14 protein-coding genes are annotated in these 23,888 nt (G+C 43.2%); 6 read left to right on the top strand and 8 right to left on the bottom strand.

The features are described 5' to 3' along the window. Positions 1-72 precede the first annotated feature (72 nt). Together ACHLI0_RS12895 and ACHLI0_RS12900 are read left to right on the top strand one after the other, a co-directional pair. Positions 73-582, top strand: coding sequence for an RNA polymerase sigma-70 factor (locus ACHLI0_RS12895; RefSeq protein ID WP_258970638.1), 510 nt, complete (start codon positions 73-75; stop codon positions 580-582). A 16-nt stretch (positions 583-598) separates the two neighbouring features. Then, positions 599-1,684: a FecR family protein gene (locus tag ACHLI0_RS12900; RefSeq protein ID WP_490749322.1), complete on the top strand. Its 1,086-nt coding sequence runs from the start codon at positions 599-601 to the stop codon at positions 1,682-1,684. A gap of 347 nt (positions 1,685-2,031) precedes the next feature. On the opposite strand, the gene ACHLI0_RS12905 is transcribed toward ACHLI0_RS12900, so the two are convergent. Further along, complete coding sequence (locus ACHLI0_RS12905; RefSeq protein WP_055218933.1) at positions 2,032-2,460, bottom strand: hypothetical protein; 429 nt, start codon at positions 2,458-2,460, stop codon at positions 2,032-2,034. Positions 2,461-3,364: 904 nt separating this feature from the next. Between ACHLI0_RS12905 and ACHLI0_RS12910 the strand changes: the two genes are divergently transcribed. Continuing rightward, positions 3,365-4,003 carry an HU family DNA-binding protein gene (locus ACHLI0_RS12910; protein ID WP_055218955.1) on the top strand — a complete coding sequence of 213 codons (639 nt, stop codon included), beginning with the start codon at positions 3,365-3,367 and terminating at the stop codon, positions 4,001-4,003. Between the two features lie 441 nt (positions 4,004-4,444). On the opposite strand, the gene ACHLI0_RS12915 is transcribed toward ACHLI0_RS12910, so the two are convergent. The 6 genes from ACHLI0_RS12915 to ACHLI0_RS12940 form a co-directional block, all read right to left on the bottom strand. After that, positions 4,445-6,031 carry a glycoside hydrolase family 30 protein gene (locus ACHLI0_RS12915; RefSeq protein ID WP_490749323.1) on the bottom strand — a complete coding sequence of 529 codons (1,587 nt, stop codon included), beginning with the start codon at positions 6,029-6,031 and terminating at the stop codon, positions 4,445-4,447. Between the two features lie 248 nt (positions 6,032-6,279). After that, a complete protein-coding gene (locus ACHLI0_RS12920) occupies positions 6,280-7,167 on the bottom strand; it encodes a BT_3044 domain-containing protein (RefSeq protein WP_008767316.1) in 888 nt (295 codons plus the stop codon). 48 nt (positions 7,168-7,215) lie between these two features. Next, positions 7,216-9,198 (bottom strand): RagB/SusD family nutrient uptake outer membrane protein, encoded by a 1,983-nt coding sequence (locus ACHLI0_RS12925; protein WP_490749324.1) that lies wholly within the window; start codon positions 9,196-9,198, stop codon positions 7,216-7,218. A 39-nt stretch (positions 9,199-9,237) separates the two neighbouring features. Beyond that, positions 9,238-12,333 carry a SusC/RagA family TonB-linked outer membrane protein gene (locus ACHLI0_RS12930; protein ID WP_490749325.1) on the bottom strand — a complete coding sequence of 1,032 codons (3,096 nt, stop codon included), beginning with the start codon at positions 12,331-12,333 and terminating at the stop codon, positions 9,238-9,240. Positions 12,334-12,355: 22 nt separating this feature from the next. After that, positions 12,356-13,657 (bottom strand): IPT/TIG domain-containing protein, encoded by a 1,302-nt coding sequence (locus ACHLI0_RS12935; protein WP_490749326.1) that lies wholly within the window; start codon positions 13,655-13,657, stop codon positions 12,356-12,358. Positions 13,658-14,015: 358 nt separating this feature from the next. Next, the gene (locus ACHLI0_RS12940) at positions 14,016-16,703 is read right to left on the bottom strand and encodes a hypothetical protein (RefSeq protein WP_490749327.1); all 2,688 of its coding nucleotides are present in this window, start codon (positions 16,701-16,703) and stop codon (positions 14,016-14,018) included. 184 nt (positions 16,704-16,887) lie between these two features. Here ACHLI0_RS12940 and ACHLI0_RS12945 point away from each other — a divergent pair, with 184 nt between their 5' ends. Continuing rightward, the gene (locus tag ACHLI0_RS12945) at positions 16,888-21,018 is read left to right on the top strand and encodes a two-component regulator propeller domain-containing protein (RefSeq protein ID WP_178309817.1); all 4,131 of its coding nucleotides are present in this window, start codon (positions 16,888-16,890) and stop codon (positions 21,016-21,018) included. Here the strand turns inward: ACHLI0_RS12945 and ACHLI0_RS12950 are convergent. After that, on the bottom strand, positions 20,987-21,952 hold the full coding sequence (locus ACHLI0_RS12950) for a glycosyl hydrolase family 18 protein (protein ID WP_178309816.1): 966 nt from the start codon (positions 21,950-21,952) through the stop codon (positions 20,987-20,989). The genes ACHLI0_RS12945 and ACHLI0_RS12950 overlap by 32 nt on opposite strands. 222 nt (positions 21,953-22,174) lie before the next feature. Here ACHLI0_RS12950 and ACHLI0_RS12955 point away from each other — a divergent pair, with 222 nt between their 5' ends. Together ACHLI0_RS12955 and ACHLI0_RS12960 are read left to right on the top strand one after the other, a co-directional pair. Next, positions 22,175-22,744, top strand: a complete 570-nt coding sequence (locus ACHLI0_RS12955) for an RNA polymerase sigma-70 factor (RefSeq protein ID WP_055218971.1) — start codon at positions 22,175-22,177, stop codon at positions 22,742-22,744. A gap of 81 nt (positions 22,745-22,825) precedes the next feature. Further along, entirely contained in the window at positions 22,826-23,722 is an 897-nt protein-coding gene (locus tag ACHLI0_RS12960; RefSeq protein WP_178309815.1) for a FecR family protein, read from the top strand. Positions 23,723-23,888 lie beyond the last annotated feature (166 nt).

Consider the following 23,888-nt stretch of genomic DNA (forward strand, 5'->3'; position numbering starts at 1 on the left):
AAGTTACTACTGATTTTTTAGTCGAACTCGGGGAAAAGTACTATTTTTGCAGCTTCAGAATCCAGATAAAGAATGTTCCTGTTCCATAAAAACCAGACAAAACGAGAAGCCTTCGGGCAAATGTTTACGGAAATGTACCCGCGAATGGTCCGTTACGCCTCACAATTGATGGGCGACGGAGAGGAAGCACGGGACATCGTAAGCGAAGTAATGGAGCAGGCTTGGAAACACTTCGAACAATTGGACGAGGCCGACCGCGGAGGCTGGATTTATACAGCAGTCCGCAACACCTGCCTCAACCGGATGAAGCACCTGCAAGTGGAACGTGACAATGCAAAAGCCCTTTACGAAGCAACGCTGGCCGATGTAAAAAGCAACTATCGGGAACACGAAACACTGTTGCAGAAAGCGGAAACGATAGCCCGAAGCCTGCCGGAACCGACTTGCACCATCCTGCGGCTATGCTATTACGAACATCTCACCTATCGGGAAGTCGCCCAACAACTCGGCATCAGTCCCGACACAGTAAAAAAACATATATCCAAAGCATTGCGTACACTACGCGAAGCCATGAAAGAATAAAGAAGGAGGATACGCTATGGAAGAAAAAGAAAAACGTACCAGCAAAGAAGAAGATTCCGGCTACGGACTGACAGCAGACAACGACAGTTACGAACTAACAGATGACAACGGTTGCGGACTGACAGACAGCGACCATTGTGAACTGGCAACAGACGACCGTACCCCATTCTCCGAAAACGCAGAAACACGCCGTCTGCAAAATGCCTTTGGCGAAGCGTTGGGTGATCTGCCTCTGCCGGACGAAGTCCGGGAAGAATGGACCACATTCCTGCAACGGCAAGCACAGCAGAAGCGCAAACTTTATCTCCGCATCTGTTTATCCGGTGGTGTGGCAGCAGCCATCGCCCTGCTATTGTTACTTTGGTCCCCTTGGCACATCACAGACAAGGACGGCATCCTGCAGAACATCGAAATCTTCACCGCCCTCCATGCACCGGAACAAATTACCACTGTCGAAGAGAACGGCAGAATCATCGTATCTACCCCACCCGCCACGACCACCCGCCTCACATTGGAGGACGGAAGTCACATTCTTTTAAGCGCAAATAGTCGTCTGAAATACCCCAAAGAGTTTTCCTCTCAGGGAAACCGCACCGTAAACCTCACCGGAGAAGCACGCTTCGAAGTGACCAAAGACGCCCACCGCCCCTTCATCGTCTCCACCGATAAAATGCAGACACAAGTGCTGGGCACCGTATTCGACGTAAATGCCTATCCCGGCAATGCCCCCGCCGTCACCCTGTATCAAGGACGAGTAAAGGTCGGCAAAGCAGCCTCTCCCCTTGAGAAAGAAATAGTACCCGGACAATGTGCCACATTGACCACAAGCGGGGACATCCGTCTGACGAAAGCCACACGGACAGAAAAAGAAGGATGGACCAAAGACGAGTTTTATTATGACAACACCGAAATGATAACCGTACTGCAAAATATAGGGACCTGGTATAATATCAGCGTCATCTGCCATTCTGCAGACCTTTTACACAAACGAGTCCATTTCCGTTTCAGCCGGAATGTTCCAATAAAGACTTTACTGAATGTACTGAATGATTTAGGCATTGCACACTTCCAGTATAAGGATAAGCAGATAGTAGTAGAATAAACAAAATCACCTCCTGACGAAAAAACAAACTTTCATCTGTCATCTTTCACCATTGGTCGCCAAACTCCTTATTCATCGGGGCTTCCGATGAGGCTGACTAAAAGTCGGTAGTATCTCAAATCTCCTCCTTCGGGAAGGAGGAGTGGTCGAAGACCGAGGTGGTAGGTAATACAATGTTTATACCTATTTTATTGTAAATAATAGAGTTATGTGCTCACCTACCACCTCCCCCTACGGGTACTCCTCCTTCCCGAAGGAGGAGATTTGAGATACTACCGACTTTTTAGTCAGCCTCCGATCTTTCATCTTTTACCTTCAAGCACCTTTTACCTTCGGTCAAATCCCGTCTATTCTTGTTTCCCGTTTACTTTCGATAGCATGCGCAGTATGGCACCATAAAAGAAAGAAATTCCTCTTCTCCGGATTTCGTTCTTCCTGCTCAATCCGTTCTTCTTTTCCCATGTACAAAAGCCCTTCATCAACTTCGAACGTATTTCTTCTGTCTCGCATAGCTCACACCTATTCTGCACATAGGTACGTGTCAATACCAAACGAATGATTTCCCGATTCGGACAGAAACATTCATCTTTAGCCAAAGCAGCCAGCACCACATCCAGCAGGCAAAGGGTACATCGTAACTCTGTTTCCGATAATTGGTCGATACTTTCAATCTGTCCAAAGCTGGGCCAGTTGTCTTTCATAAAGGCAAGTTTATTGGTGGAGCTTTGTAAATCAAGCTTCATCAGGCAGGGACGGGGACAAGTAGAATCATTCATCACTACTATTTTTTATTTGTTTGTGTATTTGCGTATCTCCAAAAAGAAGGCGCAGAAACTATTACTATACTATCTCATGAGAGGCTCTGGCAAGCCCGCACTAGAATAATAAGCAATAGCTCCACGCCCATTGAGATATATAACAAATATATATACAATGTGGACGTGGAGACTGACCGCCTATTACCTGCTAGTGCTAAATGTGCCAGATTTCTCATCACAGATAATAAAAACGTTATCTCCAAATCAATAAAACATATCTTTGTTTAGAAGATACGCCACAAATATAGGCATATTTTCCTAATAAGAATACCATTATGGAAGTAAAATGAGTAAATAGAAGGGAGATGAACAAAATCGTCTACAGCCAACAGACCATGTTCCTTCATCGCACGAGATACAAGAATGATTTCCCCTTCTTATTGCCTCTGCACAAAGAACAAGCTGCACGAATACCCAAAAGAAGCAGGAATACTTTGTTTATCTCCCTATTATAGTTTATCTTTGCTACTGATATAGCTAGTTGTTCACGACCGTGAGCAGCTCTTACCACGGCCGTGATCAACGCTCTTCACGGACGTGAGCAATGCTTACCACGGCCGTGAACAACTAATGATGCAAGCACCTTCATCCAACAATGCAGGCATCATAAACCAAAGATAAAGGCAGAATAACTTATGTATGAACGCTTGACAGCAAGCAGACAATCACTATATAACCTGAGTTCTGTCCAAGTCCGGAAACTAATGATTAGTTTTGCGGATTAAAGGTTTCGCCATGGACGAATACCGAAAATATCATGTCAAAACCCTGTCGCCTGTAGAAGAAGCATATTTTGACAGTATCAAAAAAACAGACAACCGAAACAAAGAAGAAAAAGAAATAAAATACAATAAACAGTATCATGGCAATACAATTTGAACTCTACAAGTCTCCCAACCCCAAGGACGAAGAAGACAAGGAACTCTACCACGCACGGGTAGTCAACTTTCAGCATATCGACACCGACTATCTCGCTAAAGAAATACAACAAGCGACTTCGCTGACCGAAGGAGATGTAAAAGCGGTCCTCGAATCACTGAGCCACTTTATGGGATCACGCCTCCGGGAAGGGGAACGTGTTCACCTCGACGGCATCGGCTACTTTCAGGTAAAGCTGAACAGTCTGGAACCGATCACCTCGCCCAAGCTGAAAGCAAACCAAATGAAACTCAAAGCAAACATCGGCTTCAAGGCGGATAAAAAACTGAGAAGTTCGGTGAGTGTCGTCAAAGTGGAACGCAGTAAACTGAAGTTACACTCAGTGCCACGCTCCAACGAAGAGATAGACAGACTGCTGACCGCGTATTTCAGTAATAACCAAATACTGACCCGCTCGGACTTTCAAGGACTTTGCAAACTTACGCTTACCACTGCCGCCCGACATATCAAACGACTGAAAGAAGAAAAGAAGTTGCAGAATATCAATACTCGTCAGAGTCCGGTTTATGTTCCGATGCCGGGGTATTATGGTAAGCCGGAAGTAGAAAACACCGTAAAATAAGGGAAAGACAGAAAAATATAGCTTCAATAAGGGTGAGAGATGCTGCATCAGAACAAGAAAAGCAATGAGAGATGTCCTCTATCTGAACATGTGCAATTTTTGCACATGTTGAATCCTTCACCAATTCTTCCGACTTATAGATGTTATTAACATGCTTCACTATTGAAGTTCTGTCCGTTTGGAACAATTCTGCCATTTGAGCCTGAGTCAGCCACACTGTTTCATCCTCCAACTTCACATCAATCGACGTTTTCCCGTCTTTTGTCTGATAAATGACAATATTACCTCTATTGTCCATGAAATGCCTCCTTTTTTATGCATTGCGCCCGTCCATTGCCTTGGTTAGCAATGGACGGGCGTACAAATGTAATACTTTAAAAAAGAAAAAGGCGACATACCGGCCTTTTATTCGACCGGACAAACCCATAATTGACTCTTATATTAAAGCGATTGATTCAATAAAGTTATAATCGAACGTGCCGGAATCCGGACTGTTTTTCCACTCTTCACTTTCTCAACGGGTAGCAGATCTTCTCCTTCTACATCCGAAGTGCGATACACCTGCCATCGAGTTTTCTTGCCATTTATCTTATTGATTGAAAACTCTTTGTCTTCCTGCGCATAGTTAATGAGAACAACAGCGTATGAGCCGTCCGCATTTTGATAAGCAGAACACATCAGTCCTTTTTGGTCCGTATCGCCTCCGGGGATTAAATTCCCCGCTTGATCGAAAGCAGAAACCGACAGGCGGACAGCTCCCGGACGGATGAAGCGACTATAATTACCCAAAGCCCACATCAGTTTGGAATCTTCCACACGTCCATCTCTGAGATCTTCATCGGTATATTCCCGAATCAATCCGTCTTTATAATCGCCGCCGATGGCACGCCACCACTGCCAGCTCTTCGCTCCCGCATATACGATGTCATGATGGATGATACGGGCAACGTAAAGTGCCGTCTTCATCGTACGGTCGAAGCCGTGACCGCCACCTATCTCTTCGTCATTCCCCATGATACAGGTTTCTGACTGCCAGAAGCCGACGTTGTATTTATCCAGAGCTTCACGCAGTTGGCAGCGCATGGCACGCAGTTCACTCAGAGGAGTCGTTGTCCAGTAACTATGACCAAGCATCAGTCGGGGCACATTGGGCGTATCACCCAAATACGTATCCACACTGTCCGGGCAGAAGAAAGCCTGAATCTGATAGCCACGCTGCCAGTCCGTCTGATGGGTACGGAGCATACAGCGATAGTCCGAAGATTCGTTCACCATAATCTGTGTATCCATTTTCCGGTTCACAAACTCCCGGCTTAGCAGACGGACGGTTCGGGCTACTTCCCGATTGGTTGCCGGAGAGCCTTCCTGCTTCGGTCCTACCCAGTTCCAATGCCCGTCCGGTTCGTTGAAAGGACAGATATAGTTGAACTTTATTCCGTCGTGCTTCTCTACTCCTTCTACTACATCGGCCAGGAAACGGGCATATTTCTCGTAACATTCCGGCTTCAGATTGGCGGTTCCTCCACGACCGGTATTGGTAGCCAGACCGTTCTGAGTATAATAGACAGGAGGGGAGTTCAGAAATGCGAGGAATTTAGTGACGCCCCGTTCTTTTGCCAGTTTCAGAAAGTTGCGTTGCCCCTGTTGCTTGTTCCAGTCGTAGGTTCCGTCGGCATTCATAAAGCATTCGGTACGCATCCACGAAGAACCGATCTGACTGGCTTCTCCCTGCTCGGTACTGCCTGCACCGACGTTGAAACGCCAAAGAGACAGGCCGATTCCTTTCGGTTTTCCATTCGCATCGTTCTCTGTGCTGAACAGCCAGTCGGCTATCTGGTTTTGTTTCTCCTGTGGCCATAAGCCAAGGATGTGCATACTCCAGGCATCGGAAGCGCCGAAGTGCTCCATTGTCTGTAGCGGTTTGTCCACTTCAATCTGATAACGTAGGTCGGGGGCGGGCTGGGAACACCCGCCTGTCATACCTATATATAAAAAAGCTAAGGCGACTGACAGTAATTTATAGTTCATCGTGAAATTTGTTTTTTATAATTTTAAAGTGATAGTACAAAAATACGTGATTACAGCTAACCTTGGAGAACACAAAACGACCAAAAACTACCACAAATCTTGCAATGTCACAAGTTATAAGGCTGAATAAATTAAATGGCAGATTTAAGTATTCCTTAAACCTGCCATTTATTATTTCATCGACTTAAAGCAGCTCCTTTTTCTACCTTGCTGATAACCTAATTTAGTTACTAGATTTACAAGCCCATTTAGTTGCTACCTGCATCTTCATCCTGATAGGTAAACGTACCCACCATCTGATAAGTCTTGCCATCCGCAGTATACTTATAATCTACATTAAAGACTTTCGAGTTCTGATTATAAGTACATGTACCGTCAATCAAGTCAAAATCCTCCCATGCCGAGATAGTGACATTGTTACCAGCATCAACTTTCAGTACAACAGCATGTTTCTTGATATTGGCAGTTGTTTCCGCCTGTTGCTCGTTATAGAAACGTACTGCATTTTCTTCTGTAGCTTTCAATGTTCTGACTATAGTAATAGAAGTGGATGCAACTATTTCATCATTACTATCCAGTTCGTGCCGAAGAGCTTTGAAGATGTAATTACCTGAGTATTTATTTACCAGATTGAAGGATACAATAAGTGCCGAGTCCTTCTGGTTGATCTCATAACCGGCAGAAGAAGAAGCAATCTTGAAAGTTATCGCATAGAGCGAATCGCACTCCAGACCTTCTGTTTTAACTTTAAAGGGAACTCTCGCATAAGTTTCGCCGGCTTTCAATGTAGTAGTATAAGAAGGTACCTCAAAAGCACTGGTAGCAAGTCCCTGATATTTGATATCAGTCGCAAGGAACTTGAACTTTTTATTATACCAGTCAATTACACTGTTATGGCTTTCCAGAGTCACATCCACATTCCCGTCAATCAAAAGAGAGCCACTTACACCCACTGTAATGAATCCTTCCTGCACTTCACTGCTATAAGCAAGTTCTTTAGTCACAAGATTGCTGGAAGCGCCGATCAGATAGAGCGTCTTCTTATATTGCTCCTTATCAAGCGGGCTTTCATAATCACAGCTACTTAAAACGACCAATAACAAAAGTATCGGATATAGTATTTTATTGATATTCATAACAAACGTTTTTTACTTAATTATTAATTCTGTACTTCGTGTGCAAAATTACCATCCCGGATTCTGAACCAGTTTCGGGTTCTTATCCATCGTTGTACGAGGGATAGGCAGGAAGTAATCTTTATAAGAGAATACACGATGCGAACGAGTATTATTGATCACTGTTTCCGTATGGAATGCTTTACGGTCTGTGCTACGTGCAGCAATGTTCATACCTGTTACAGGCTCATTGTATGCATCGATTGCATCTCCCCATCTACGCAAATCGTGATAACGTCTGCCTTCACAGAAAAACTCCACACGTCTTTCACGCTTAATCAAATCCCGCATCGTAGTCACATCCCTTGCATCATCTGCTGTAATCCCCGGCAAACCGGCTCTATAGCGAACCATATTAAAGTATTTCACCATCTCGTCTACATCACGGCTCACTGTAATCCCATTCTCTTCGTCAGTATATGTATTACTTCCCAACTCATTCAATGCTTCCACGTAGTTGAGCAGCACCTCTGCATAACGCATGATCGGGAAAGTTTTCGACTTCATCATACCTTTCAGCTGATCCTCTACATAATGAATGTACTTCTTGCAGGTAAAACCGGTATGGTTATAGTCTTCCGGATGATCGGATGACGGTGCAGCAGTACCATTAGCATAGTAAGTAACTGTCTGCTTAGTCTGATTACCTTCGGTTCCGATGTAAGAAAGTCCGCTCCAGTAGCAATGATTAAAACCTACGCTGGCATAGAAACGCATTTCCATCTTATCAAACATCTTAGCAGCATCGGACGGAAGTGTATAGTCAGAGAAAGACTGTGAACTACCACCAATGGCTTCCCAGTAATTTGTGGGATAAAGTGGTGAGTTATTGATGTCGCTACCGTCTTCCATACGGAAAGCTTTCACAGTCGCATAAGTAATATTCAACCCATTACCACCACCCAGGCTCGTAGGAGTAGCGATCCATGCCGGAGAGTCGCCAGCTGTACTAGAGTAGCCGCACATATAAATAAACTCGTCATTATTGTATGCCGGAGTTTCACCATTGAACATAAAAGCATAAGAACGAAGCGCATCTATACCTCCCGCTCCATTAGGGTAGTTTTCGTCAGGCACATTTTCCGGCAGCGGCTTCGTGTCTAGTTTTCTCTCAACAGTGTGCAGCTTATATTTAAAGCTACCAGCTTCCGAACCCTTTATCAAACGTTTGGCAAGAAGAGCGGCTGTTCCCCATTTGGATTCGTCTTTGACTTGAGGCATAAAGTTGGTACCGTCCGAACGCTTCCAATCAGCATAAAACTCATTTCCGTTGTACCAAGGACTTGCTTCGATCAGTCTGACTCTTCCCATCAATGCCAATGCTGCTCCCGAAGTAGGCAGGTTGACCAGGGTAGACGTACGGCTGGAAGGAAGATATGTGTATGCTTTCTCGAAATTCTCGCAAATATAGTTGATGCAGTTTTCGTATGTATCTCTTTCCAGTGACATGCTTTCCGCACTGGCATCCACGTCATAAGTCGTTTCGGGAACAATGGGCACAGGACCGTATGCTTCTACCAGTTTATAGTAGAAATAAGCTCTCAGGAAGTAACAACGTCCCATAAAGTCACGCAAATCGCTCGTAGTAATATCCTCACATTCATTGATTCTCTCCAAGACGAGGTTGGCTTTACGGATACCTTTATACCAAGTACCATAGTTATTATAGAAATCACTCTGTGGAGTCACTTCGTCCACCATCAGCTGGATAGCTTTGTGACGGGAGTCATTCCACGACGTAAAGTTCTCATCCGAAGCTCCTTGATAAGGCGACCAAGCACTGGTCCACAAATCTCCTTCGTTAGGTAATAACTTTCCGGCACCATTGATATATTCTTCCAGATATTCCTTACGTTTAAATACAGAGTCTAACTCAAAAATCTCATCGAAGTATGAGTCTACATCCAGGTAATCGTCGCAGGAAGTAAACATACTTCCTGTGCAACACATCAGTGCCATAGCGGCTATGCAATATATTTTTCTGAAATTCATAATTATACGATTTATGATAATGTTACAATTGAAACAGGATTAAAACGTCACATTAAGCTGAAGGGTAAATTTCCGTTGCAAAGGATACACGGCACCGTTTGAAGATGCTTGCTCCGGGTCCCAAAGTTTCACCTTATCCCATACGTGCAGGTTTTCGCCTACAAGACTCAGGGTAGCGTTCTGTACACTAATCTTATCTCGCAACCATGCGCTGGTGAATCTGTAAGACAGCTCGATATTTTTCAATCTGAAATAGCGGCCATCTGCCAACCAAAAGGTAGATGCACGGTTATTGTTCTTATTCTCACCATAAGTCAGACGCGGGAAACGCGCGTTCGGATTTTCCGTACTGGCGTCACCGGAATATTCTCTCGGTATCCAGCGATTCTTTTGATCAGCCACAATGTTAAGTACATTGCCTCGCGTTTCCCAAGCAAACGGATAGTATCCTGAACCCCCATAGAAATATTGTACTTTACCTACACCTTCAAAGAAAATGCTGGCAGTAAACTGTTTATATCTGAATTCAGCAGCAAAACCATATTGAAGAGTCGGAGTATTCGAATAGGATAACGGTACAATATCATCATCATTGATAACACCGTCACCATTGACATCTTTATACTTAATGTCACCTGGACGCACATCAGAAGAATAGGTTTGAACAGGACTACTTTCAATATCTGCCTGATCTTTGAACAAGCCTAAAGATATCAAACCGCGTTGCACACCATAAGGAACGTCAATAAAAGACTGGTAAGGATATACTACGCCCGATTGCTCCCAATAGGTTACGTTATTGCGGGCAAATGTCCAGTTACCACGAACTGTCATTCCAAAATCTTTGGTGAAATTATGGTTGAACGTTATGTTTCCATCAAATCCCCACGATTCCATTCCACCGATATTAGTGTACGGATTCGTCACAAAACCAGCCTCTTCCGGAATATTGGCACGCTGTTGAAAAATACCTTTATTCTTATCTTTAAAGATGTCGGCAGTCAGTTCCACTTTGTCATTAAACATTTTCAGGTCTACACCAATATCCATCTTGGTAGTCTCTTCCCAATTCAAGTCATTGGCACCTACACGAGTTTCGCCAACGGTGCTACCAGGCCATGTTACTGAGCTATAATCGGTAGACACAGTAGAAAGATACGGGAAGCGAATTTTCTTGATACGGTCATTACCTACTTTACCCAAAGAAGCTCTGAGTTTGAAGAAATCGAGGAACGGAAGTTTTTCCCGCGTCCATTCATATTGAGTAGGCACCCATCCCAAAGCCACTGCCGGGAACCATCCATAGCGATTGCCTTTCTTGAATTGCTCGGAACCGGTATATCCTACATTGAATTCAAACATATAAGTATCCTTATAAGAATAGGTAGCACGAGCAGAAATAGCCTGATAACGTTTAGGAATAGAACGAATTCTTTCATCCAATGTAGTGTCATCGTCTTCATTATTCAGATAAGAGTCCTTATTTTCCTGACGATAGGCATTAAGTAATCCGGTCACACGATGGTCTTCGCCAAAGATTCTTTCGTAATTGATATTTCCTTCAAAATAATACTGACGGGCAATGCGGCGATAATCGCTGTAAGTCATATCAGTAGCACTCCATGTACGCTTAGAGATTAATGCTCCATTCTGCTTTCTTCCTGTGGCGTAATATAAGTCCGGAGTCTTGGTACGATACTGGTCAAAGTAGCCGGTATAGTTAAATGAGAATACGCCTCTTGCAGACAGTCCTTTTGTGATGAAATCCAACTTCTGATTCAGACTGGCATTCATACGAGTAGCCTGTGTTTCGCTTATCTTATAACCTGTATAGTTCAGCTGTACATAGGGAGAAACCTCATCTGAATTTTTACCAAATGAAGGAAGAGTACCATTAGAGTATTTCACCGGCACAATGGTCGCCGGGAGATTGGCTTGCGCTGCCCACAACGCATTGTTATTATCTCCATATCCCGGAGAATTACGCTTGGTGATAATCGTTTCCATATTCAAAGAGAGCAAAGTTGTCTTAGTCATATTAGCGTCTACATTCGCTCTGAAATTATATTGATGGTAATCAACATTAGTGTTATGTTTGCTCGCTGACTTATCTTGTTTGAAAACAGCTCCCTGGTTCATGATACCCATACTTACATAGTAGCGTGCATTTGTTCCACCACCGGAAAGACTTAAGTGATGCTGGTTATTAATCACATAATCGTTCAGAATCACATCTCTCCAGTTTACATTCGGATAAAGGTCCGGATCAAGTCCGGAACGGAACAGTTGGATTTCAGAATTAGTATAAATCGGATTCTTACCTCTGACAACACGTGCTTCATTGGCAAGGTTGGCATAATCCACTGCGTCTACATACTCTGGCATACGGGGAGAATAGGAATATGTGGCATTTGTCTTGAAGTTAACAGTTAACTTACCGGCTTTACCCCTCTTGGTAGTTACGATTACTACGCCATTAGCACCACGCACACCATATACGGCAGTTGCCGAAGCATCTTTCAATACAGAGAAACTTTCAATATCTGCAGGGTCGAGTGTATTCAAGTCACCTTCTACACCATCAATCAAGATCAGCGCCGAAGCATTTGCCCCAAACGTACTGATACCACGTACCCAAAATTCAGAGAAGTTATTGCCCGGCTCACCACTACGAGTCACACCAATGATGCCCGGCACACGACCTTGAAGCATATTGGATACGGAAGTAGCAGGAACCTGTAATTGTGCCGGATCAACAGAAGTAATAGCTCCCACAACAGAAACTTTACGCTGAGAACCACGACCTACTACCACTACTTCATCCAAACTACTGATACTTTGTTTCAAAACAATAGTCTCACGCTCTTTAGATTCGGTTACTTTCACTTCTTTATTCTCAAAACCTACATAGGAGAACACAACGATAGATTTAGGAGGAATATTGTTTAAGCGGAACTTTCCGTCCAAGTCGGTGATTACTCCAATAGATGTCCCTTTCACAGCAACACTCACGCCTATGAGTTCCAATCCGTCTTCACCGATGACAGTACCGGAATATGTCAACCCTCCCTGAGCGTATGCCATAGAAGAAAAGAGACTGCATATTATAAATAAAATGCTTATTATTTTTTTCATGATTAAATTCTGATTAATGTGTTTATTCTATTGAATACTTTCTTAATGCCGGCTGGTAGCGCATAGCAATCCAGTAACCACCATTCCCGTCATAGCTAATATCTTGAGGTCCATCAAATAAAGCAATATCAGGTGAACCATCATCGGTTCCATATACAGTGGATGTACCCAATACAGTAGTTACATATCTTTTCTCCATATTCTCATCATAAGCGATTTTACGTATTACGTGACTATTATCCCCCTGACAAACGAAAATATTACCATCTTCATCTATTGTAAGACCACGTAAATACTGGAATTTTGCTTCATCAGCCAAAAAACCGTCTGTAGTTCCTGTATTATTCTGGTTAATCTGCTCGTAAGCATGTGTACCATCTTCTTTTACCCAAACTTTCAGAATCTTATTTTTATCAGTAGTTACATAGAAACAATCTTCAAAAGCACTATAAGCGATGTAAGCGAAAGGACCGCCACTAAAATCATTATGTTCAAACAAAATCTCATTATTAGTTGGATTATCTACTTCAATACGTCCTAAACGACCATTTCTCGTAACATAATACAACCATTTATTGTCACCATCCAAAGCGACAGCCCAAAGGTCAGTACCTGAACTGATATCACAAAGCCGAGAAGGAACCCATGCCTGCGATTTCTTATAGACATAAACAGTATTAGCACCATTAATGGTAGCACCATAAGCCAATGTTTTATCATTAGATATCGCCACTTTCCCAACGACAGGTCCATTCTGTATAGTAATCACAGCATCTTCATCTATGGAAACATAACGTACACTGTTATTATTCCATGCCTGGCCTATGATACCCGACTGCTCATCAATACAAGCTACACCAAACATCTGCCCAAAAGTTGCCTCAGCCAGACTTCCATCTTTACCGGCACCATCAGCTTGTACAAAATCACCGGCAATAGTAGATACATTCTCAGAAACAGAATACTTAAAAGTCTCATCAGCCACCACAGTCTGATCATTCACCTTAACCGTAATCTTATTGAAACCTTCTGCCTGACGTGGCGCCATACAATAAATCGTAGTATTATCTACTCCCACTACGGCAGCCTTGTTCTCCTTTTCCATATTATCAGTGAATAATACAGTTACCGCAGATTTGTCATTTCCAAAGTTATTACCTATAATAATCACTTTCTCTGCTACCCGACCGGTGTCCGGCGTAAAATAGTCAATGGTGACTGGCTTGTTCGGGTCGTAGGAATCATTACCAGACTCCTTGTTGTCATTACAGCACATCAGTACCAATGACAAAAACCCTAATAAGGGAAGAAATAGTCTTTTCATAACGTTTTTCTTTTTACATATTAAATTATTGGTTCACTAAAAATTCTTTATTGGCATATCAGCGTTATGAACGCAAGAAGATAAAACAGCACATATAATCAGGAAAAAGACACCGATTGATGAATGACTTTAGTTTTTTAAAGATTATATTAGTTTTCATTTTCATAATATTAGTTTCATTCGTTGTTATCTACAGCAAAGATACGAATGAGTGTAGATTTTACATTATAAAAATCATTCAAAAAACGTAGAGAATCATTCATAAACGATTTACACACGTTGGCTGCAAGAAACACAACTCCTTTCTTCCTCTTTAACAGGACTTTATATAAATATGAACTATAATATAGATCAGAGTTTAATAACCCATAGAGTAGATATTCAATGATGACGGACTACCTTTATACAATGTCTCTACATTTATTATTAACGGTGCCGAATTATCGGAGTTATAGCATTGAATGACTGCTTCACCCTTTTCATTCGTTTTCACATTCGGATTCCAGTATAGTGTGCGGCGAGAATCTTCCGTATAAAGAGGAGCGCCATCAGGATAAGCTGGTGAATAAAATTCCAAAGGCTCATTATATCCTTGTATATAGGTATGACGAATCCCCCGCCGGGCTTTATAAGTTTTGTTCGGGTCCCAGTCATCAATCGTAGTGATGGAGCAAACTACTACTGACGATTTCTGCAACGGACTTTTCTTCATAGTCTTTCTATCTTTCTCACCCCAAAGTGCATCTGGTCCGGAATCCGCACCTATAGCATCCTGCAAAGGCAAATCACTCAAATCTCCATCCTGCCAGCGACCACTCCAAAAATTATTTGCTGTAAATTTCGTCACTCTATTACTCTGCTTGTTCATCACAAAAACAGATTCCCCTCCTGCCTGATCATAATAAAGCATGATAGATTTAATAGCATCCACATCTTTGTCCAATACATAATCCGTTTTACCATAAGATAAAACCCCGCCGTTGACTATAAATAAAACTCTTGAGTTATTATAGTGCAGGCTCAGCGAATCACTCAATCTGAAATTAGGATTTAATTCTTTCAACAGCATAGGTAGATTGTACACTGCTTCTCCTTTATCACGCATTTTATCTACCACCTGCGTTATATTATAATAACCCAGAATCTCTTTTTCAAAGCGTTCAGTTTGCTTCAATAACAAGTTCAGACGTTTGGCGTTCACCACCACTTCATCCAGCAAATGATGATCCGGCCCGAATACAGAATCTTTATAAGCAATATCCAAGGTGTCCAACAACTGTTTCAAATCACCCGTCTCTTTCCATTCCGGATTCAGCTCATAATAATCAAGCTTCCGTAAGAGAGGCTCAAAATTACGGAACAACTTCACGACTGCCTGCTTGTTCCACTTCTTTCCCTCGTTCCGTGTCTGTATCAGAGCATCCATAGAACCGCTAAAACCATCTACCGGCGCACTAAAATACCCCAATGAATCCGTTTTTGTCATACCTGCAATAGAGACCGAATCCCTGCGCGCAAGAATACTCACCCCGACATTCCGTAACGCCTTACCGAAATAAGATTCGACCTGCCCATACAGGGTCAGCGAGGTCTCCGGAAGATACCGAGGCAAGAAAGGACGTTTACCTATCAGTCGGGAAAGGTCATACTTCCGCCAGCCACGTACCAACAGAAGGACATCCAACATTTTGAAACGTTCGGCAGACTGGTTCTCAAAATAAAAACCGGGTTGATGAATATAGCCTTTCAGATCGGAGACAAGCAACAAATCCGTATAAATGGAATGATCGTATTCCTGAAAATCAGACTCCACACCGTTGCGGATAGATACAGAAAGATTGGCCTGTACCGGACGATTCAGATGATCTCTCACTTTAATCCGGCAAGTCACCGGCTCAAAAGGACGATACAGGGCGTGATCCGTTTTACAGGCAAGGAGCATGGAGGAACGCGGCATCACATAACAAAAACGCTCGCATAACGTTTCCCCTTTCAGATTGACCAGAGATATCTGTTGCACTCCGGGCGGTAGTTCTTTAGTCGAAATCCGAAATTGACAGCTCAATTCATCTTCAAAGTCCAGTGTCATACATTTGTAAGGTCGCCCCTGAGAAGATACAAAAACAGCCAGTGTGTCTTTCATTGCCTGTGAACTGCGGGCCACGGTGATATCCAACATTTCCCGCCGGTTATCGATTCGGAGTACATATCCTTGTGGAAGAGCTTCCGGAAGGTCAAACTGATAAGTGGAGCCTTCATAATCAATTTTTGCCACACCCGCCTTTTCTTCGGGCTTATACTCAAAGTAACCCATCCCGTCATGCAATGAACGGATATGCGCCAGTTCTTCACCACTCGGCGAAACCACTGTTCCCTCTACATCAGCAGCTCCTTTGTCGCGGCTGGTGGCTTCAAAAGCTACAATCGAAGATATGCCTTTCACCAATTGTCCGCCCTCCGGAAAAAAGCGGACTGTAAACTTCTTCTCTTTATCCTTCGGCCGCTGTTTCATCGAAGCGTCCATACGATAGGTAGCTATACTCCGAGGAGTCTCTTTATCGCTCAGCCGTTTCCGATAGACGGGTAATACACGGGAAAAACAGGAAGGGTTATCAAAAGCAAGCATCCACTTTGTATAGGCACGCATTTCATAATAACCGGTAAAGAAGGTATTGTTCAAAATGATTTGTCCCGTTCCCTCCCCATCCGTAAGCTGAATAATTTGCCGCTCTACGACATTTCCCAACTGGTCCAGTAGTTCTACATACAAAGGTTTGCTGATCGTCGTCGGTAAGTTTTGTTCAGCCGTCACTACATACGCTTTGAACCAAATCGTATCACCAAGGTAATAACTTGCATTATCCAAATGAAGACTCACTTTCTCGCGAGGGTACGAATCTGCGAAGTTCTGTGCATAACGGAAATATCGGGAAAAGATTGTATCGGATGACTGCGCATAAGCGTTCACTGTACACAAGATGAACAGAGTGGTAATAAAAAATGCCTTCCAGCTTTTATCATGTTCGTGTAAAGAATCAGATTCCATTTTCTGCAAATATTAGATTCGGTTATTTGATTGATTGCAAAATTACAGCTGTTTTATTTTATTCGCTGTAAAAATCATGCAGAAAGGGTAGAAAATCATGCAATGAATCATTTGTCTATACTAAATACAAGATTTATTTGTACTTTTGAGAGTGAATATCAAGGAATACATAATATCTGAAACGATGAAAACATACATTGCGGCTTTCTTCCTCCTGCTATCCGCCACATTTGTGGCAGCCCACCCTTACCTCATCCAAAGATTGGGAATAGAACAAGGCTTATCCAACAATTATGTATTGAGTATCACGCAGGACAAGCAGGGATTTCTGTGGTTCGCCACCGAAGAAGGGCTGAATAAGTTTGACGGAACCCGCTTTATCACCTACTATAAAGAGGAGCAATCTTCTTCTGTCCAAAGCATTACCGGCAACGAACTCAATGAAGTGTATGCCGATCCCGTGCAGCCTGTCATCTGGATAGCCACCCAGCGGGCAGGACTCAATGCTTATAATTACGAGACGCAGAGTTTCAACGTCTACCAATATAATCCGGAAGACCCGCAAAGTCTGATTACGAACGATGTCACTCACATTACCTCATCCGTGCAAGCCGGCAAAGGGTTATGGGTATGTACTTATTACAGAGGTATAGAGTATCTGGACATCGCTACCGGGAAATTCACTCATTATAACAAAAGCACAGTACCCGCCCTTCCCTCTGAGCAGACCTGGACAGCCACGGAGGCTGAGGATGGCAAACTATACATCGGACACGTAGAAGGCGGGTTGAGCATCCTCTCCCTGAATGACAAATCCGTGAAGCACTTCGTCCATGATCCTCAAAATCCGAACAGTCTTCCGGGGAACGATGTGCGTTGTATCTATAAAGATACCAACGGAAATATATGGATCGGAACCAGCAAAGGTCTGGCCCTGTTCAATGCCAATACAGAAACATTTACCAACTTTCATAACAATCCGGGGAATATTCACGGAGCATTGTCAAGCTATATCTTCTCCATCAAGCAGCTCAAAGACAACAAACTCTGGATTGCAACAGAACTGAACGGAATCATGATACTGGACTTACAGCAAAATCAGTTTCTGCTGCCCGAACAAATACGCTTTGAGTTTATCCGCGAAGGGGACAACAACTACAGCTTGTCCAACGCCAGCGCACGGTATATTTTTCAGGATTCTTTTAATAATATCTGGATAGGTACCTGGGGAGGAGGAATCAATTTTATCAGCAATGCTCCTCCCGCATTCCATACATGGAGCTATTCACCTACCCAAATGAATGAAAGTTCGCTGAGCAACAAAGTCGTTAGCAGCGTCTGCGATGACGGACAAGGAAAGTTGTGGATAGGAACTGACGGAGGAGGTATTAACGTATTCGAAAACGGAAAACGGGTGGCCATTTACAATAAAGAAAACAGAGAACTCCTGTCCAACTCGGTGCTTTGTTCGTTGAAAGACTCGGAAGGCAACCTATGGTTCGGCACCTATCTGGGCAACATCAGCTATTACAATACAAGACTGAAGAAGTTTCAGATCATCGAACTGGAAAAGAATGAGCTTCTCGACGTACGCGTCTTCTATGAAGACAAGAATAAAAAGATATGGATAGGAACTCACGCAGGGGTGTTCGTTGTAGACCTTGCCAGCAAGAAGGTGATTCATCATTATGACACCTCCAACAGCCAGTTGCTGGAAAATTTTGTACGCAGCATTGCCCAAGACAGTGAAGGACGTTTCTGGATAGGAACTTTCGGAGGAGGAGTCGGGATATATACGCCGGATATGCAACTGGTCAGGAAGTTCAACCAATACGAAGGTTTTTGTTCCAATACGATTAATCAGATATACCGGAGCAGTAAAGGCCAGATGTGGCTTGCCACCGGTGAGGGGCTGGTATGTTTTCCTTCGGCCCGTAATTTTGACTATCAGGTCTTTCAAAGAAAAGAAGGACTGCCCAATACACATATAAGAGCTATCAGTGAAGATAAGAACGGCAACATCTGGGCAAGTACCAATACCGGTATCAGTTGCTATATCACCTCTAAAAAATGTTTCTATACCTACGATCACTCCAACAACATCCCACAAGGAAGTTTCATCAGCGGATGCGTTACCAAAGATCATAACGGGCTCATCTATTTCGGCTCTATCAACGGATTGTGTTTCTTCAATCCCGATATTGCCATAAACAGTCCGCAGATTCCTCCTGTGGTTATCACTAAAGTGAGAATTCCCGGACGACTCACAAGTCGGGAGAAGAACGAAACCGCTATTCCCATCTCCGAAGGAGAGATAGAATTGACTCATGAACAAAATAGTTTTAATCTTACTTTCAACGTACAGGACTATTCACTGGCCAACCAGGTGGAATATGCCTATATGCTGAAAGGACTTGAAAACTCATGGTATACGATCAACGAGCAAAACAGCGTCACCTTCCGTAATATTCCTCCCGGCAAGTATGAGTTTCTGGTAAAAGCCCGCCTGCACAATCAGGACTGGTCGGAGGACATGACCTCTCTCAGGATACATATCAACCCTCCTCTCTGGCTGACATGGTGGGCAAAACTTATTTATATTCTGATCACTATCAGCATTATTTATACTATTATCCATGCCTATAAGAAGAAAATAGACCTCGAAAGTCTCTATACCCTGGAAAAGAAAAACCACGAACAAGAACAAGAATTGAATCAGGAGCGTTTACGATTCTATACCAACATCACTCATGAGCTGCGCACACCACTCACTCTGATTCTCGGTCCGCTGGAAGATATGCAGAAAGACACGTCACTGCCGACCAGACAGGCGCAGAAACTTTCTGTCATCCACCAGAGTGCCCTCCGGCTGCTCAACCTGATCAATCAGATTCTTGAGTTCCGGAAAACGGAAACGCAGAACAAAAAGCTATGTGTTTGCAAAGGCAACATTGCGCCCCTGATTCATGAAATCGGACTCAAATACAAAGAACTCAACCAAAAGAAAGCGATCGACTTTCAGATTCAAATAGAAAAAGAAGAGATGCCTCTGTTCTTTGACAAAGAAATCATCACCATTATCCTCGATAATCTGATTTCTAATGCCATCAAATATACGGAACAGGGAAAAATAACCTTGAGCTTGTATCCCACCACACGAAACGGAGTCACTTATACGGAGATTAAAGTCAGTGATACGGGATACGGAATCTCTGCGGAAGCCTTGCCTCATGTTTTCGACCGTTACTATCAGGAAAGCGGCAAGCATCAGGCATCCGGCACAGGTATCGGACTGGCTTTAGTCCGAAACCTTGTAGAACTGCACGAAGGCGAAATCCGGGTGGAAAGTATACAGAACGAAGGAAGTACTTTCTATATCAGTTTATTAACAGATAATATCTACCCCAACGCTTTGCATGGAGACTCTACGAAGCAAACAGAGGAGGAAATGATATCAGAAGCTGTTCCGGAAGATTCTCAAAATACGGAACCGGAAACGAGCAAGCCTATCCTGCTGATTGTAGAAGACAATGAAGATATACAGAAATACATCGCCGAATCTTTCTCCGACTCTTTCGAAGTAATCACAGGCAGCAACGGTGAGGAAGGGAAACAGCAGGCTCTCAACCGTATTCCCGATATTATAGTGAGCGATATCATGATGCCGGTAATGGATGGCATCACGTTATGCCGTCAACTAAAAGAGGATGTGCGTACCAGCCACATCCCTGTCATCCTATTAACGGCCAAAGATTCATTGCAGGATAAAGAAGAAGGATACGAAGTGGGAGCGGATTCATATCTGACCAAGCCTTTCAGTGCTTCACTGCTGCGAAGCCGCATCAACAATCTGCTTGATTCGAGAAAGAAACTGATTGCTCAATTCCAGCAGACCGGAACGAGTCATAACCCCAATTCTCATTTGGATGAGAAACGTTCCATAATCACCGAGGCGCTCAGCAAACTGGATAACGAATTCATTGAGAAAATCACGCAACTGGTTGAGGATAACCTTTCTTCGGAAAAGATCGATATCACTTACCTGTCCGACAAGATGTGTATGAGCGGCTCTACGCTCTACCGGAAAATGAAAGCGCTGACCGGACTTTCTACGAACGAATACATCCGGAAAGTAAAAATGCAGAATGCGGAACAGTTACTCCTCGAAGGGAAATATAATATCTCGGAAATAGCCTACAAAATAGGAATGAACAGCACAGGCTATTTCCGTCAATGCTTTAAGGATGAGTTTGGTGTCTCTCCTTCGGATTATCTGAAGCAGTTCACCTCCCCAACTCCTCCACCATCGTCTTAAACAACGATCTGCTGTCATTCAGCGGCATATCCGTAGCCAAGTCCCAGCTCATCATTCCCTTCAGTTGCTGGTCCATCGCATAACGTGTCTTGGCACGGATATTATCTTGCCCGTCAAAGACATACACGTCTCCCTTATAGGTTACTTCGTTTTGTGCCGGACCCGTTATCAGCCCGTCCTGCACAAAACTGAAGTAAGCCTCAGTCTTCTTTGAACCATCTTTTGTCACGCCATAAAAAGGAATACCTGCCACTAGCTTCTCCTTCGGAATGCCATAAGCCAATGCCATCTGTATATCCGAACAGTATTTCTCCATCGGGAAGCGAACCGGCGAAGGACCGTAACACTGATAAGAAATGAAGTCGACCGCAGCAATCGCCTCCTTACTAATCTTAAAACACACAGGATGCAGGGATACGCTGAACACATATTTATCTCCCAATACCTCCCTCATCTTCAGAATAGCCAGACTGTAATCTTCATACTCTTTTTTAGTCTCCGCCCATTCAAAATCCAGATCGATGCCATCGAGCTTATTCTTTTCCAGTATCTTCTTTATATTTTTGGCAAATGCAGCACGGGCCGCCTCATCTGCAACCATCGCTTTCCACTCTCCACTGGCAGCGCCCAGACGAAGTTTCGTCTTTGTTCCTTTCACGTCTGCACGGACAGACTTTATCAATTCCTCCCAGCTAGTCACTCCTTTCCCATTCTCAAAAACACGGGGATTTTCAAACGAAAGCGACCCGTCTTTATTGGGACGGACGTTCAGAAAAATCAGATCATCACTCGCCCTTAAACTCTCGGCAGAAATACGTCCGCGATTGTAGAAATTACCCCGTACATACGAACTGATAAAGCAGTTTTGTTGTGCATACAACGATAATCCGACAAATAAAAAAAGGAAAAATACAATTCTTCTTGGTACTAGCATAATGATTGATAATTAGTGGGTTTCGGTCACAAAAGTACGTACAGGCAAGGAGAACCGATGTTCAGAAATCACTATAATACTTCCAAAAATCAACAGAAAGTGCGCTATATGAAACGAAAAAAGAGAATAGTGTCGAAATAAGAGCTAGGAAAAGTAAAATAAAGTATGTTTCTTTGCAGTTCAAACCATAATCTTTTGCTATTATAACAAGAAAGGGGGCTTATGAGCAAAAATCAACGTATAGAAAACGAACAGCAGATACTAAGATTAGTATCGGAAGGCGATTCGCAGGCTTTTCGTACGTTGTATATGCATTATTATGACCGCCTATTCAACTTTGCCATGCTATTCCTCCGTTCGGAAGCAGCGTCGGAAGATGTGATAGGAGATGTTTTCTTTGTTATATGGAAAGAGAGAAGTATGCTGACTTCCATTCCCAATTTTCACCCGTACATCTATCAGGCAGTACGCAACGGATGCCTCAACGTACTGAAAAGCGGATATATCTCTAAGAGAGACGATATCCCCGACACCGAATTGCAGATAAACATATCCAATGAGACTCCTTTGGACGAACTTTCTTACAAGGAACTACATCATGCCGTGAAACAGGCCATCATCTCATTGCCGGAACGATGCCGTATCATCTTTAAAATGGCCAAAGAAGAGGAAATGAATCATCGGGAGATTGCAGAAACACTGAATGTGAAGTTATGTACCGTAGAACGGCAACTTTTACTCGCCAAAGCCAAAATAAAAGAAGCGATTAAGCCATTTCTGGAAAAACTTTAAAAAAAAATGCATTTTCCTTTTAGTAGTTTGGCACCTTGAGTTTTCTATATAGTATAAAGCTTTAGAAAACAGAAAAAAAAGATGCGCACTGAAAAAGAAGAAACAATGAAAATGGATGAGTTGATCAACAGTATCGAACTGCGATCACCAAGTCCAGGCAAAGAACACTCGGCAGAAAAGTCTTTCTCCCGACTGATGGCACGAATTCAAACCGACAACAACTCCACTGACATTTTCCGCCGACGCGCCCGTCAATACCGGGTATGGCTCGCTGCTGCCACAGTAGCCCTGCTGATTGCGATGAGCGGATGGCTATACATGATGCTGGATTCAGATCCTTCGTTCATTATAAAAAGCAATAACAGTGGAATTGTACAGAATGTGCCACTGCCCGATGGAACAGTTATTCAGCTGAATAATCACTCCAAGCTTATCTATCCCGAACGTTTTGCGGGTGATTCGAGGGAAGTGTTTCTGGAAGGGGAAGCGTACTTTGATGTAAAACATGATAAGAAACATCCATTCATTGTACGTGCCGGAGAATTGAAGATCAGAGTATTGGGAACAAAGTTCACAGTCAATGCCAGCTCACAGTCTCCGCAGATTACGGCAACTTTGCTGGAAGGTTCTATCGAGGTCAGCAACGAAAAGAAACAGATGTTGATGAAACCCAGCCAGCAGCTAAGATATGATGTCAACAGCGGTAATATGCTGCTCACGGAACTGAGCAATGCCAGTCGTGAGATACGATGGATACAGAATGTATGGGTATTATCGGAAACGCCGTTGCTCGATATCTGCCAGCGTCTGGAACATCTGTTTAACGTCAAAATCATTATCATGAATGACGAATTGATTGGAAAATCCTTCACCGGAGAGTTTTATACGAATGAGTCGCTTGAGTCGATCTTAAAAACCATGCAGACCAGTACTCCATTCAAGTATGAGCGGAAAGGGAAAAATATAATACTAAAATAAACAGAATTGTAAAACTTAAAAAACAAATAGCCTATGACGTAATACTGTAAAAGACACAGAAAAAGCGAGAAAATAGTACCAGTATCTTCTCGCTTCCAAGACTTTGCAAAATCATGGCGGTATTATATCGCCACAATCCTTAATTTCTAATTTATAAAAGTATGAC

The organism is Bacteroides sp. RCH18 (assembly GCF_058231005.1).